This window comes from Bradyrhizobium lablabi, from assembly GCF_900141755.1.
Taxonomy (GTDB): Bacteria; Pseudomonadota; Alphaproteobacteria; order Rhizobiales; family Xanthobacteraceae; genus Bradyrhizobium; species Bradyrhizobium lablabi_A.
Genome location: NZ_LT670844.1, coordinates 3,122,523 through 3,136,064 on the forward strand (window position 1 = coordinate 3,122,523; position 13,542 = coordinate 3,136,064).

Genomic DNA, 13,542 nt, shown 5'->3' on the forward strand with positions numbered 1-13,542 from the left:
CTCATGTTTCAAACCCGAATCAGCATCTCACTCCTCATGGTGAGGAGGCGCTCTTGCGCCGTCTCGAACCATGAGGCCCGTGGCCCATCCTTCGAGACGCGGCGAAGACGCCGCTCCTCAGGATGAGGTCGATTTTTTCACGCGCGTCCCTTGGTCGGTATCTTGTTGAACGGCACGTCCTTGTCGACCCTGATATCGCCGGGTAGGCCAAGCACGCGCTCGGCGATGATGTTGCGCATGATCTCGTCGGTGCCGCCTTCGACGCGGGTGCCGGGCGCGCGCAGCAGCATCGCCTGGAATTTGCCGGTGGCTTCCGCGTCCTCAGGCCCGCTCAGCACGCCGGCCGCGCCCTGCAAATCGAGCGCATAAGCTGCGACATCCTGGACCATCGAGCCCGCGACCAGCTTGCCGATCGAATTTTCGGGGCCCGGACGCTCGCCCTTCGATAGCGCCGAGATCGCGCGCATGCTGGTGTATTTCAGGCCGCTCGCCTTCACCGCCCATTGGGCAAGTTTTGAGCGAACGTCGCGGTCGTCAATCGCGGGGCCATCCTCCAGCATCAGACTGCTGCAGAATTCGAACAGTTCCGGAAAACCTGTGGCGACGCCGGCGCCGATCGACATGCGCTCGTTCATCAGCGTGGTCAGCGACACGTTCCAGCCGTCATTGACTTCGCCGAGCCGCTGCGCGTCGGGTATTTTGACATCGGCAAAATATACCTCGTTGAAATCGGACTGGCCGTTGGCCTGCTTGATCGGCTTGATCTCGACGCCCGGGCTCTTCATGTCCAGGAAAAACATGGTCAGCCCCTTGTGCTTGGGCACATTGGGATCGGTGCGGGTCAAGAGGATGCCGTAGTCGGAATAATGCGCGCCTGAAGTCCAGATCTTCTGGCCGTTGATGATCCAGTCGTCGCCGCGTTTCTCCGCGCGCGTGCGCAAGCCAGCAACGTCGGAACCGCCGGCGGGTTCGGAGAATAGCTGACACCAGATCTTTTCGCCTGATGCCAGCGGTGGCAAATATTTTCGTTTTTGCTCCTCGCCGGCAAACGCCATCATGGTCGGCCCGCACATGCCGTGGCCGATGATGAACATCGAGCTGAGCTTGCCGAACGCGCCCTCCTCCTGCTGCCAGATCACGCGCTCGATGGGCGTTGCACCTCGGCCGCCATATTCCTTTGGCCAGTGCAGGCAGGCCCATCCCGCGTCGGCCTTTTTCTTTTGCCAGGCTTTTGCCACTTCGAGGATGTTGGCGCCCTTCAATTGCGTGCGGCCGAGCGAGGAGTTTTTCAGTTCCTCCTCATACTGCCTCGGCGCATTCGCCGCGATCCAGGCTTTTGCCTGGGCGCGGAACGCGGCTTCTTGCGGGGTGTCATCGAAGTTCATTCGCTTTGTCCTCACTCGTCATTCCGGACGATCCGCGCCCCCGCGGATCGATCCGGAATCCAGAAGTTACTTACGCCGAGATTCCGGGTTCGCGCGGAGCCTGTCATCGGGCCGCGCTTTGCGCGGACCCGTTGGCGCGCCCCGGAATGACGTTGTGATCACGCCGCGTTCTTCTTGCGCATGCGGTCGATCAGCGCATCTTCCCAATAAGACAGACTGCCGAGCGACAGCGCGGTGGCATTGGCGCGGCGGTAATACATGTGGCAGTCGAACTCCCAGGTGAAACCCATGCCGCCATGGACCTGGATGTTGTTCTTGGCGCAGTGCTGGAACGCCTGCGTCGCGCTGATGCGTGCCGCGGCCGCAGCTTCCGGCAATTCCGAGGCGTTGGTCGAGAGCGCCCAGGCGCCGTAATAGCAATTCGAGCGCGCCAGCGTCGCCGAGACATACATATCGGCCAGCATGTGTTTGACGGCCTGGAACGAGCCGATCGGCCGGCCGAAGGCGATGCGATCGAGCGCATAGTCGCGGCCCATTTCGAGCGCGCGGTCGGCGCCGCCGACCTGCTCGAAGGCCAGCAGCACCGCGGCGCGGTCGAGTACCTGCGAAATAATGCTAAAACCTTCGCCGGCGGGGCCGAGCGGCTCGGCCTTGCAGTTGTTGAACGTTAGTTCGGCTTGTCCGCGCGATGGATCAACATTGGTCAGCGACTTTGCTTCGACGCCCCCGGCCTTCATGTCCACCAGAAACAGCGAAATATCGCTATCGCGCCCGCTCGAGCCGGTGCGCGCGGCGACGACGGCAAAATCAGCAATGGCGCCGTCGGGCACCGGCTTCTTGACGCCATTGAGGCTGCCGCCGGTTGCCGAAAGTTTTATCAGCTTCGGCGACGGATTGCCCTTTCCTTCGAACAAGGCCAGCGTGCCGATGGCTTCGCCCGAGGCAATCTTGGGCAGCCATTTTTGCTTCTGCGCCTCGCTGCCGGCCAACAAAATCGCTTCCGCCGCCAGATAAACGGTGGACGAAAACGGCACCGGCGCCAGCGCCCGGCCCATTTCTTCCGCGATCACGCAGAGTTCGAGATGTCCGGCGCCGGCACCGCCGAACGCTTCCGGAATCGCGACGCCGAGAAAGCCCATCTCGGCAAGGCCCTTCCACAGTTCGCGGTCATATGGCTCCTTGCCGTCGAGCACGGTGCGCACCGCTTTCGGCGGGCACTTTTCGGCGAGGAATTTTCGCGCTTCGTCGCGGAGCTGTTTTTGTTCGTCGGAGAAATCGAAATTCATGGCGGCGTACCTTTTACTGGCTGTCATTCCGGGGCGCGTTGCAAACGCGAACCCGGAATCTCGAAGTAAGGAACCTCTGGATTCCGGATCGGTCCGAAGACGGACCGTCCGGAATGACGGTTTGTGGTTGCGGTTGATGGGTTTCGCAAGCGCTCAACCCATCCTACGATTAGTTCAAAATGATCACGTCCTCTCCGGGCGCATCGGCATAGAGCCGCTCCACCAATACGGCGCGGCGCTCGAGGCCGGCGCGCTGGTTGATGTAGCCCTTGTCGGTGAGTTCATTGCCGTCGATCGAGGCCGGCTCGATCATCAGCATCGCACGCGCAATCCGCCGGCTGCTGGCGCCTTCGCTCGATTTATTATGCGCATCCAGGCCGCGCTTCAGGCAGGCCAGCACCTCGGGATGCTTTACGACTTCCTCATAGCTCGCGTCGGGATTGCCTGTGATCTGCCGGCAAGCGTGCAAATTGGGCCAGGCCAGAAGCGCCACGAACGGCCGATCCTGCCCCGTGACCAGCGCATCCTGCACGACAGGCGTCGCCGCGGCGATGGCGTCGGTGCGCAAGGAGCCGACGTGGACGAAGGTTCCGGTCGTGAGCTTAAAGTCCTCGACCACGCGGCCAGCAAAAATGATGCCCTGCACGGGATCTTCGGGATCGACGAACACACCGGCATCGCCGATGCAATAAAAGCCTTCGTCGTCGAACGCGGCCTTGGTGAGCTCGGGCTGACCGAAATAGCCGGGCGTGACGTTGACGCCGCGCAGCCGCAATTCGTATTTCGCACCGCACGGCACCATCTTCAATTCGACGCCGGGAAACGGCAGGCCGATCAGGCCGACGCGCTCGGTATCCCAATAAGTCCCGGTCGCGGTCGGCGCGGTCTCGGTCGAGCCCCAACCGGTATAGAACACGATGCGCTCGCCGGTGGCGCGCACCGCGAGCGCCTGCATCCGGTCATAGAGATCGTCCGGCAGCCGCGCGCCGCCATACGCCATCATGCCCAGATTTTTGAAGAAACTTCGGCACAGCCCGTCGTCCTTTTCCATGGCAGCCGCCAGCGCGGCATAGCCCGCAGGGACGTTGGCGTAATAGGTCGGCGAGATCTCGCGTAAATTTCGCAGCGTCTCCTCGATCATGCCCGGCATCGGCCGGCCGTCGTCGATATAAAGCGTGCCGCCTTCGGTCAGCACCGGATTGAACAGCGCATTGCCGCCCATGGTGTGATTCCAGGGCATCCAGTCGAGATACGTCGACGGCGGCCCGTTGGGATCGCGCGGCCGCACCTGCATCATCATCGCCGCATTGGCGCACATCATCGCCTGCGTGTTGATGACCGCCTTGGGCATCCCGGTCGAGCCCGAGGTGAACAGCAGTTTTCCCACCGTATCTGGCGTGATCTGCGCAATCGATTGCTCAACGTCTTTTGTGATCCGCGTCGCGGCGAGATCGGCGAAGGCGATGCTCTTGATGCCTTCGCACGGACGGACAACATGAATGACGGTGACACCATCGAGAGGAAGCGCCTTCAGCGCTTTCTCAAAGGTCGGGCCGTCCTGCACCATCACCACCGCCGGCTTGATGAGAGCGAAAAGATATTTCAGCTTGGCGTGATCGTGGCTCATCAGCGAATAGGCCGGCGACACCGGCGCTGCCGGCAACCGCGCCTGCATCGCCGCCATCGTCATCAGCGCGTGCTCGATCGAATTGCCGGAGAGGATCGCAACCGGGCTTTCGGGTTTGAGCTTCAGACCGAGCAGGCCTTGCGTCAGCGCGTCCACGCTGCGCTTGGCTTCGGCATAGGACAGCTTGCGCCATTGCCGGGCGGTGCCTGTGCGCTGCGCGAGCCAGGTCCGGTCGGGGCGCTCGCTCGCCCATTTCGAGAGAGAGGCCGGGATATGCTTCTCATACGGTTTGAGGGGAATGCGCGACTTCAAGACGATGACGCCGTCGCCCCGCCGCTCGACCGCGATATCCCGCTTCAGCCATTCGATCTTGCGAAAGCCCGGCTTTGTCAAAACCGCGGCTGCATTCCCACTCATATTGCATCTCCCGGAATTTCTTGGTCCTTTGCGGATCCTTATGTCTTACCGCCCGATATAGACAGGCTTTCGCTCGTCGAGAAAGGCCCTGATGCCTTTGTCAGCGAATCGCGGCGCCGATTGCTGCGCCCTCTCCCCTTGTGGGAGAGGGCATCACCGGCGGCAGCCGCGCATTCGATGCGGTGAGGGGTTGCCAGCCGGATAGAACCCCTCGCCCGTCTTCGCTTCGCCATAGCCGATGCTAAAGCATCGGCGTCTTATCTAAGAACGGCGGCCGAAGGCCGCCTATGCCTCTCCCACAAGGGGAGAGGGGAAGAAGAACTACCGCGGCGCCATGCGGATGGCGCCGTCGAGGCGGATGGTTTCGCCGTTGAGCATCGGGTTCTCGACGATGTGAACGGCGAGGTTGCCGTATTCAGAGGCATCGCCCAGCCGCGCCGGATGCGGCACCTGGGCGCCGAGGCTCTTGCGCGCCTCTTCGTTGAGCCCCATCAACAGCGGCGTCAGGAACAGGCCGGGCGCGATCGTGTTGACGCGAATCTTTTGGCTCGCGAGGTCGCGCGCCGCCGGCAGCGTCAAACCGACCACACCGCCCTTGGACGCCGAATAAGCGATCTGGCCGATCTGACCTTCATAGGCCGCCACACTCGCGGTGTTGATGATGACGCCGCGCTCTTCCCCGATGGGCTCCGCGGTGACCAGACGTTCGGCAAATAGCCGAAGCACGTTGAAGGTACCGATCAGATTGACGTTGATGACGCGGACAAATTTGGCGAGCGGATAGACGCCGTCCCTGCCGACAATGCGCTGCGAGCCGCCGATGCCGGCGCAATTCATCAGCACGCGCGCGACACCATGGGCGCTTTCCGCCTTCGCAAGTCCGGCCTTGACCTGCTCCTCGTCGGTGACGTCGGCGTGAACAGCGACGCCCTTCACTTCGGCCGCGACCTTTTCGGCATTCTCCTTGCTCTGGTCAAGCACGGCGATTTTTGCGCCTTTGGCGGCCATGGCGCGCGCGGTGGCGGCGCCTAAGCCCGAGCCACCGCCGGTAATGAGAACAGCAACGTCTTTCAACTGCATGATAAAACCTTTCCTTGGGCGTTTTCTTTTAGGTAGGCGAATGGGGAGTAGCGAATAGAAGAACCGCCTTCTATTCGCTATTCGCTACTCCCCATTCGCCCTTTTGGTCGTCAGCATGCCCCCGCAAATCAAAGCTTCCATATGCCGGATATACTGGCGGCAGACCTCCTCGGTGACCGGGCCGACGCCGGTCGCGCGCGACATCGCGTGCCGCCCGAAGAACAGATGATCGCAGGCGCCGATCAGGCTGGTGTAGAACAACACCGGATCGATGGTGCGGAACTCGCCGGCCCTGATGCCTTCGGCAAGCAGGCGGCGATGAAAATCCAACAGCGGCGCGACAAAGAATTTTGAAACCTCATCGGCCGCCTCCGCGCTACTTTCGTGCAGGAGATAGTGGATCAGCCGGTTCATATAGGGGAACTGGTGGTACGCCCGGATGATACCGGCGATATGCAGCTTCAGTTTCGCGGTCGGCGTGATCGGTTGCGCCAGGAGATATTCGAGGTTGGCCACTTCGGTGGCGGCATCGCGCGCCAGCAGCGCCAGCAACAACCCGTCCTTGTTGCCGAAATGATATTTCACTAGCGCGGCGTTGACCCCGGACTTCTGGGCGATGTCGCTCAAGGACACCTCGATCGAGGAGCGCTCGATCATCAATTCGCTGGCCGCGACCAGGAGTTTTTCCGCGGTGGTGTTCCTTCCGCCCGGAAGCCTTGTCGGTACGCTGGTAGTCAATTGTGATCCCATGACCCGTCCGCGGGGGAATTCCAAAAGAAAATTCGAGGGCAGATAAGCCGATGCCGGCGCCGCACTCAAGAGTTAATTGATTGATTGACTAAATCCCCAGGCGCCTCTTAAATCCGCTCCCGTCATTGAAACACCAGCCAATAACAATCAGGGAGAACAATCATGGCCGAGGCTTATATCGTCGCCGCCGCCCGCACCGCCGGCGGCCGCAAGGGAGGGCGCCTCGCCGGCTGGCATCCGGCGGATCTCGCAGCCTCCGTGCTGGATTCGCTGATCGAGCGTTCCGGCGCCGCCCCCGATCAGGTCGAAGACGTGATCATGGGCTGCGTGATGCAGGCCGGCGAGCAGTCCAACAACGTCGCGCGCAACGCCATCATGGCGTCAAAGCTGCCGGAGAGCGTGCCCGGCACCTCGATCGACCGGCAATGCGGTTCCTCGCAGCAGGCGCTGCACTTCGCGGCGCAAGCCGTGATGTCCGGCAGCATGGACTGCGTGATCGCCGCCGGCGTCGAATCGATGACCCGGGTGCCTATGGGACTGGCGTCGCAATTGCCGGCCAAGAACGGTTTTGGCCATTACAAGAGCCCGAACATCGAGAAGCGCTATCCGAACATCGTGTTCAGCCAGTTCACCGGCGCCGAGATGATGGCGGAGAAGTACGGCCTGTCGAAGAACGATCTCGACGAATATTCCTATGAGAGCCACCAGCGCGCCATTGCCGCAACGCAAGCCGGAAAATTCAAGGACGAGATCATCCCGCTGCAGATCACTCGCGCCGATGGTTCGACCGATACCCACACCATCGACGAAGGCATCCGCTTCGATGTCAGCCTCGATGGCATCAAAGGCGTCAAATTGATCGCGGAAAACGGCAAGCTCACCGCCGCCTCTTCCAGCCAGATCTGCGACGGCGCCTCCGGCGTGATGGTAGTCAATGAAAAGGGGCTAAAATCGCTCGGCATCAAGCCGATGGCGCGGATCCATCACATGACCATGATGGGCGGCGATCCCGTGATCATGCTGGACGCGCCGCTGCATGCGACCGAGCGCGCGCTGAAGAAGGCCAACATGTCGATCGACGACATCGACCTGTTTGAGGTCAACGAGGCCTTTGCCTCGGTGCCGACCGCATGGCTGAAGACCACCGGCGCCGATCCGGCGAGACTGAACGTCAACGGCGGCGCCATCGCGCTCGGCCATCCGCTCGGCGGCTCCGGCACCAAGCTGATGACCACGCTGGTCAACGCGCTGAAGCAGCGCAACAAGCGCTACGGCCTGCAGACCATGTGCGAAGGCGGCGGCATGGCGAATGTGACGATCGTGGAGCGGCTCTGAGAACTCGTGGGGCGGCTTTAATAGCAAGCCCCAACAACCGGTGTCGTCCCGGCCTTGAGCCGGGACCCATAACCACAAATGTTGGCGGTTTGCCGGGCTGGGGCTACAGCTTGTTTCAACAATTCAAATCGGTGGTTATGGGACCCCGCTCCCCGTGCGCAATTGCGCACTAGGCGGGGACGACCACGTTGATTGTTTCGGGATTTCATCATGACGCATCCCTCGATCCACGCGCGGACACAGCCCGACAAAATCGCCTATCAGATGGCGGGGACCGGCAAGGCGATCACCTATCGCGAGCTCGATGAACTATCGAACCAGGGCGCGCATCTGTTTCGCGCGCTCGGCCTGAAGGCCGGCGACCACATCGCGCTGTTGATGGAAAATCGCCTCGCGTTCATGGAGATCTGCTGGGCGGCGCAGCGAAGCGGGCTCTATTATACCGCGATCAGCCGCTACCTCACCAGCGAGGAGATCGCCTACATCATTAGGGATTGCGGCGCCAAGATCGTCATCACCTCGCCGAAATGCGCCGAACAGATTAAGGGCTTAATCACCGGCGCGGCTGGCGAAGCCTGCTTCTACATGATCGACGAGCCGCTGCCGGGCTTTCGCTCCTTCGACAAGGAAGCGATCGCGCAGCCGACCACGCCGATATCAGACGAAGTCGCCGGCTACGACATGCTGTATTCGTCGGGCACCACTGGGCGGCCCAAAGGTATCAAGAAGCAATTCGCCCATGGCCCGATCGACCTGCCGAATCCATTTCTGAAAGTTCTCTGCGCCGACATGTGCGGAATGAATTCCGACAGCCTTTATTTATCGCCGGCGCCGCTCTATCACGCCGCTCCGCTGCGCTTCAACATGATGGCGATCACGCTAGGGGGCACCTCGATCATCATGGAATCCTTTGACGCCGAGGAATTTTTGCGCCTGGTCGAGAAGCATGGGATCACCCAGTCGCAGCTGGTGCCGACCATGTTCGTGCGCATGCTGAAACTGCCGGACGAGGTGCGCATCCGTTACGATGTCTCGTCGCTCAAAGGCGCGATCCACGCCGCCGCGCCCTGCCCGGTCGATGTGAAGGCAAAAATGATCGAATGGTGGGGACCGATCCTGATCGAATATTACGGCGGCTCCGAGGGCAACGGCATCACAGTGTCGACGTCGCAGCAATGGCTAACCCATCGCGGCACCGTCGGTCGCGCCGTTGTCGGCAAGGCCAAAATTCTCGACGAGAACGATCAGGAATTACCGGTGGGGGAGATCGGCACGGTGTACTTCGCCGATGGGCCGGTGTTTTCCTATCACAACGATCCCGAGAAGACGAAACGCGCCTATAACGCCAGGGGCTGGTCGACACTCGGCGACGTCGGCTATCTCGACGACGAAGGCTTTCTCTATCTCACCGATAGAAAATCCTACATGATCATTTCCGGCGGCGTGAACATCTATCCGCAGGAGACCGAGGACGTGCTGATCACGCATCCCGAGATCGCCGATGTCGCGGTGTTCGGGGTCCCCAACGAGGAAATGGGCGAAGAAGTCAAGGCGGTGGTGCAGCCGCACGACATGGCGCGCGCCGGCAAAGAGCTCGAAGCCGAACTGATATTGTTTTGCCGAAAACATCTGTCGTCGATCAAATGCCCAAAGAGCATCGACTTCGAGGCCGAACTTCCACGCACGCCCACCGGAAAATTGGTGAAGCGGCATTTGCGGGATCGCTATTGGCCGAAGACGGCGGCGCGGGTGTAGCAGCAATCACCTCTCAACGTCGTCATGCCCGGGCTTGTCCCGCGCATCCACGTCTTTACAATCCATCGGCATAAAAAGACGTGGATGGCCGGGACGAGCCCGGCCATGACGACGAGGAAACGAGCCGATGCCCTCCCTCCCCGACATTCCCCTTCCCCCCGGCATCCGCTCGCGGTTCGTCGACGATATCAACGGCCTTCGCATGCATGTGCTCGAAACCGGCTTCGAGACGCGCGGCCGGCCCTGCATCCTGCTGCTGCATGGCTTTCCCGAGCTCGCCTTTAGCTGGCGCAAGGTGATGCCGGCGCTGGCGGCGGCCGGTTATCACGTGATTGCGCCGGACCAGCGAGGCTATGGCCGCACCACCGGTTGGGATGCGGATTACGACGGCGATCTCAATTCGTTCCGGCTGCTCAACCTGGTGCGCGATGCGCTCGGCCTCGTGTCGGCCTTCGGCTATCGATCGGTCGATGCCGTGGTCGGACATGATTTCGGCTCTTCGGTCGCCGCGTGGTGCGCGCTGGTGCGGCCCGATGTATTTCGATCGGTGGCCCTGATGAGCGCGCCGTTCGCAGGGCCGCCGCAGCTCACATTCAATACCGCCGATGCGCCGGCGCGGCCGAAACAAGCCGATCCCGTGCATCGCGAACTCGCGGCGCTGCCGCGGCCGCGCAAGCATTATCAATGGTACTACTCGACGCGTGCGGCCAATGCCGACATGCACCGCGCGCCCCAAGGCGTGCACGATTTCCTGCGCGCCTATTACCACCACAAGAGCGCCGACTGGAAAGACAACAAGCCCTATCCGCTCCAATCGTGGTCGGCGGGCGAGTTGGCAAAACTGCCGACCTACTACGTCATGGACCTCGCAAAGAACATGGCCGAGACCGTGGCCGAGGAAATGCCGTCAGCGGAAGCGATCGCCGCCAACACATGGCTGCCCGACCGCGAACTCGCCTTCTACAGCGCCGAATATGCGCGCACCGGATTTCAGGGCGGCTTGCAATGGTATCGCTGCGGCACTTCGGGCGCGTTCACCGCCGAACTCGAGACTTATTCCGGCCGCACAATCGACGTGCCCTCCTGCTTCATCTCGGGAAAGCAGGACTGGGGCACCTATCAGCGCCCCGGCACATTCGAGGCGATGCAGACAAGGGCATGCGCGCGCATGATCGGCGTTCACCTGATCGACGGTGCCGGCCATTGGGTACAGCAGGAGCAGCCGGAGCAGGTCAGTCACCTGCTGTTGCAATTCGTGAAGCAGGCGAGCGAGGCTGCGTCCGGTTAAGTTCATCGCCAGTTCATCATCGCTCCGGCATCATGGCGCTATTCGCCGCAGGAACCGTTTCCGGGTGCCGGCGTTCTTGACCACCGGGTAATGCGCCCGCGAAAGTCACTGGAGGAGGAGAGATTTATGGAGAAGAAGATCGCTGGACTTTTGGGAGCCGTGGCGACGCTCGGGGCGATGAATGCCGCGCAGGCCGCGCCGGCGCCTAATCCAGCCCCGAGCGACATTTTGCGGGCTAATTCCTTCGCGGATCTTCTCACACCGATCCCGAACGCGGCATCGCTGCTGCAGGCGATCGATGAATCGGCGCCGGTCCCGTCAGCGGACGACAACGTCCAGCTGGCCCAGTTCTACTACCCGCATCATCACCATCATCACCACCACCACAACGGATATGGCCGATATTATGGGTATGATGAGGGGCCCCGCGTCATCATCGTGCCTCGCCGATACCGGCATCACCATCACCACCATCATCACCATCATCACAGCTTCTATCGCCGCGACTATTGAGGTCGCGCGCCATCGGATGATGAGAAAACAGGACCCTTCGGGTCCTGTTTTTTTACGCTGAATGTTTTCCGGTTGGGCCGAATCATGGCTGCGAATGAACGGCCTCGTGGTTCGAGGCGCGCGGCATTGCCGCGCTCCTCACCATGAGGGTCTAAGACCTCATCCTGAGGAGCCGCGCGTTTGCGCGGCGTCTCGAAGGATGAAGCCTCGCATCGAAACGCTCTATTCCTCGCGGGCTTTCTCCTTTGCCGCGCGATGCAGATGGCGGTAGGTGCCGTCGAACACGGTATCGGTGGACGACGTCCATTCGGTCCCGGCCGACAGCGTCGGCCTGGAGTTATAGATGCGACGCGCCTGCAATTCGCGCTCGGCCGCCTCCTCCTCGTCCATCCGCTCGAGATCGAAGGGCGCTTCCTCGGGGATCACGAGGATCTGCGCGAACGGCTCGTTGGGGCGGAAAATGTGGGTGCGGCCCTCGGCCGGCGCCTTGAACACGCAGAAGAACATCATCGGCCACCAGTTCCGGATTAGCGCCGGCACCGCGATCGGCACGGTGTCGGTCGGGTCGGTATAGAACCGCGGATGCGGCTCGGTCCGGATCGCCATGCCCTTCTCGACCTTGAGATCGAGCAGTATCTGGTAGGTGTAAAAATGGTCGCCGAAATTCCGGAACGGCGGCCATTGCACGCCGCCGTCGGGCGGCGGCCCCCAATCTCCCTCCATGACCAAATGGCTGTCCTTGGTCGTGACGTGGAATTCGTTGTCGTATGGATAAAACAACTCGATCCCGTATTGCGCGCCTTCCGAAAACGGAACGCAGTGCCAGACCTGTTCGCGCGAACCATCGGCGCGCGGTTCGCGTTTTCCGGCCCATCCGGGAATCTCGAGCTTGGTTCGGCGCGGCGCCAGCCGCGGATCGTTCAAGCGGTATTTGACCTTGTCCATGCGATCTCCCGGTGGATGTTCCCTTTCGATAGGAACCCGAACGGGCATCGGCCGCAACGGTTCCAAACGGCGGGATTTGGGTATCACGGAGAAGCTATCCGCCTTTTTTCACGCGGCGAATTGACCCCGCTCGATCGAGCCTCTATAGCTTTAGAACCATTCTAAATTAGGACGGTTCTAATGAAGAATTTCGCCGATTTGACCGAGCGCGAAGTGCTGGCGGTTGCGATCTCCGCGGAGGAGGAAGACAGCCGCATCTACATGACCTTCGCGGAAGACCTCGCGGAGCGCTACCCGGAATCTGCGAAATTATTCGAGGAGATGGCGGAGGAGGAAAAAGGCCATCGCCACATGCTGCTGCAGATGTACGAACAGCGCTTCGGCCCGAACCTGCCGCCGATCCGACGCGACAATGTGCGGGGATTTTTGCGCCGCAAGCCGATCTGGCTGACCAAGAACCTGCCGCTCGACACCATCCGGAAAGAGGTCGGGACGATGGAGTTCGAGGCCGAGCGGTTTTACGTCAAGGCCGCCGAGCAGACCCAGGATGTCGGCGTCCGCAGGCTGCTCGGCGATCTCGCGGAGGCGGAAAAAGGCCACGAAAAGACCGCGGCCAAATTGACCGACGAGATCCTCAAGCCGGACGTGCGCGCCGAAGAGGACGCGACCCGCCGCCGCGTGTTCGTGCTGCAATATGTCCAGCCGGGCCTCGCCGGATTGATGGACGGGTCGGTGTCGACGCTGGCGCCGTTGTTCGCGGCCGCCTTCGCCACCCATCAGAACTGGCCGACCTTTCTGGTTGGATTAGCCGCCTCGATCGGCGCCGGCATCAGCATGGGTTTTGCGGAAGCTTTGTCCGACGACGGATCGCTGACCGGACGCGGTTCGCCCTGGCTGCGCGGCACGGCCAGCGGCGTGATGACGGCGCTCGGCGGTCTCGGCCACTCCATGCCTTTTCTCGTGCCGGACTCCTGGCCCAACGCGTTCTGGATTGCGACTGCGCTCGCAGGCATCGTTGTGTTCTTCGAATTGTGGGCGATTGCCTACATCCGCGCGCGCTACATGGATACCCCGTTCCTGCAGGCGGTGTTCCAGATCGTGCTCGGCGGCGTCATCGTGCTCGCGGTCGGCATCTTGATCGGTGCGGCGTAGGCGGTGAAG

General features: G+C 61.7%; 11 protein-coding genes. 5 read left to right on the top strand and 6 right to left on the bottom strand.

What is annotated here, in order from left to right:
- Positions 1-137: 137 nt before the first annotated feature.
- The 5 genes from B5526_RS14535 to B5526_RS14555 all read right to left on the bottom strand — a co-directional run bounded on the left by B5526_RS14535 (position 138) and on the right by B5526_RS14555 (position 6,545).
- Positions 138-1,385, bottom strand: coding sequence for an acyl-CoA dehydrogenase (locus B5526_RS14535; RefSeq protein WP_079538979.1), 1,248 nt, complete (start codon positions 1,383-1,385; stop codon positions 138-140).
- 158 nt (positions 1,386-1,543) lie between these two features.
- Positions 1,544-2,671 carry an acyl-CoA dehydrogenase family protein gene (locus B5526_RS14540; RefSeq protein ID WP_079538981.1) on the bottom strand — a complete coding sequence of 376 codons (1,128 nt, stop codon included), beginning with the start codon at positions 2,669-2,671 and terminating at the stop codon, positions 1,544-1,546.
- Positions 2,672-2,840: 169 nt separating this feature from the next.
- On the bottom strand, positions 2,841-4,715 hold the full coding sequence (locus B5526_RS14545; RefSeq protein WP_079538983.1) for an AMP-binding protein: 1,875 nt from the start codon (positions 4,713-4,715) through the stop codon (positions 2,841-2,843).
- A gap of 321 nt (positions 4,716-5,036) precedes the next feature.
- Positions 5,037-5,795, bottom strand: coding sequence for an SDR family NAD(P)-dependent oxidoreductase (locus B5526_RS14550; protein ID WP_079538985.1), 759 nt, complete (start codon positions 5,793-5,795; stop codon positions 5,037-5,039).
- An 84-nt stretch (positions 5,796-5,879) separates the two neighbouring features.
- Positions 5,880-6,545 carry a TetR family transcriptional regulator gene (locus tag B5526_RS14555; RefSeq protein WP_079545002.1) on the bottom strand — a complete coding sequence of 222 codons (666 nt, stop codon included), beginning with the start codon at positions 6,543-6,545 and terminating at the stop codon, positions 5,880-5,882.
- Between the two features lie 162 nt (positions 6,546-6,707).
- Between B5526_RS14555 and B5526_RS14560 the strand changes: the two genes are divergently transcribed.
- The 4 genes from B5526_RS14560 to B5526_RS14575 all read left to right on the top strand — a co-directional run bounded on the left by B5526_RS14560 (position 6,708) and on the right by B5526_RS14575 (position 11,436).
- Positions 6,708-7,880 (top strand): acetyl-CoA C-acetyltransferase, encoded by a 1,173-nt coding sequence (locus tag B5526_RS14560; RefSeq protein ID WP_079538986.1) that lies wholly within the window; start codon positions 6,708-6,710, stop codon positions 7,878-7,880.
- A gap of 210 nt (positions 7,881-8,090) precedes the next feature.
- Complete coding sequence (locus B5526_RS14565; protein WP_079545003.1) at positions 8,091-9,635, top strand: acyl-CoA synthetase; 1,545 nt, start codon at positions 8,091-8,093, stop codon at positions 9,633-9,635.
- Positions 9,636-9,762: 127 nt separating this feature from the next.
- Positions 9,763-10,923: an alpha/beta hydrolase gene (locus tag B5526_RS14570; protein ID WP_079538988.1), complete on the top strand. Its 1,161-nt coding sequence runs from the start codon at positions 9,763-9,765 to the stop codon at positions 10,921-10,923.
- 126 nt (positions 10,924-11,049) lie between these two features.
- Complete coding sequence (locus B5526_RS14575; RefSeq protein ID WP_079538990.1) at positions 11,050-11,436, top strand: hypothetical protein; 387 nt, start codon at positions 11,050-11,052, stop codon at positions 11,434-11,436.
- A 222-nt stretch (positions 11,437-11,658) separates the two neighbouring features.
- Here the strand turns inward: B5526_RS14575 and B5526_RS14580 are convergent, their stop codons facing one another.
- On the bottom strand, positions 11,659-12,381 hold the full coding sequence (locus B5526_RS14580) for a hypothetical protein (protein WP_079538992.1): 723 nt from the start codon (positions 12,379-12,381) through the stop codon (positions 11,659-11,661).
- A 180-nt stretch (positions 12,382-12,561) separates the two neighbouring features.
- On the opposite strand from B5526_RS14580, the gene mbfA reads away from it, so the two are divergent.
- The gene (gene mbfA / locus B5526_RS14585) at positions 12,562-13,533 is read left to right on the top strand and encodes an iron exporter MbfA (RefSeq protein WP_079538993.1); all 972 of its coding nucleotides are present in this window, start codon (positions 12,562-12,564) and stop codon (positions 13,531-13,533) included.
- The last annotated feature ends 9 nt before the right edge of the window (positions 13,534-13,542 follow it).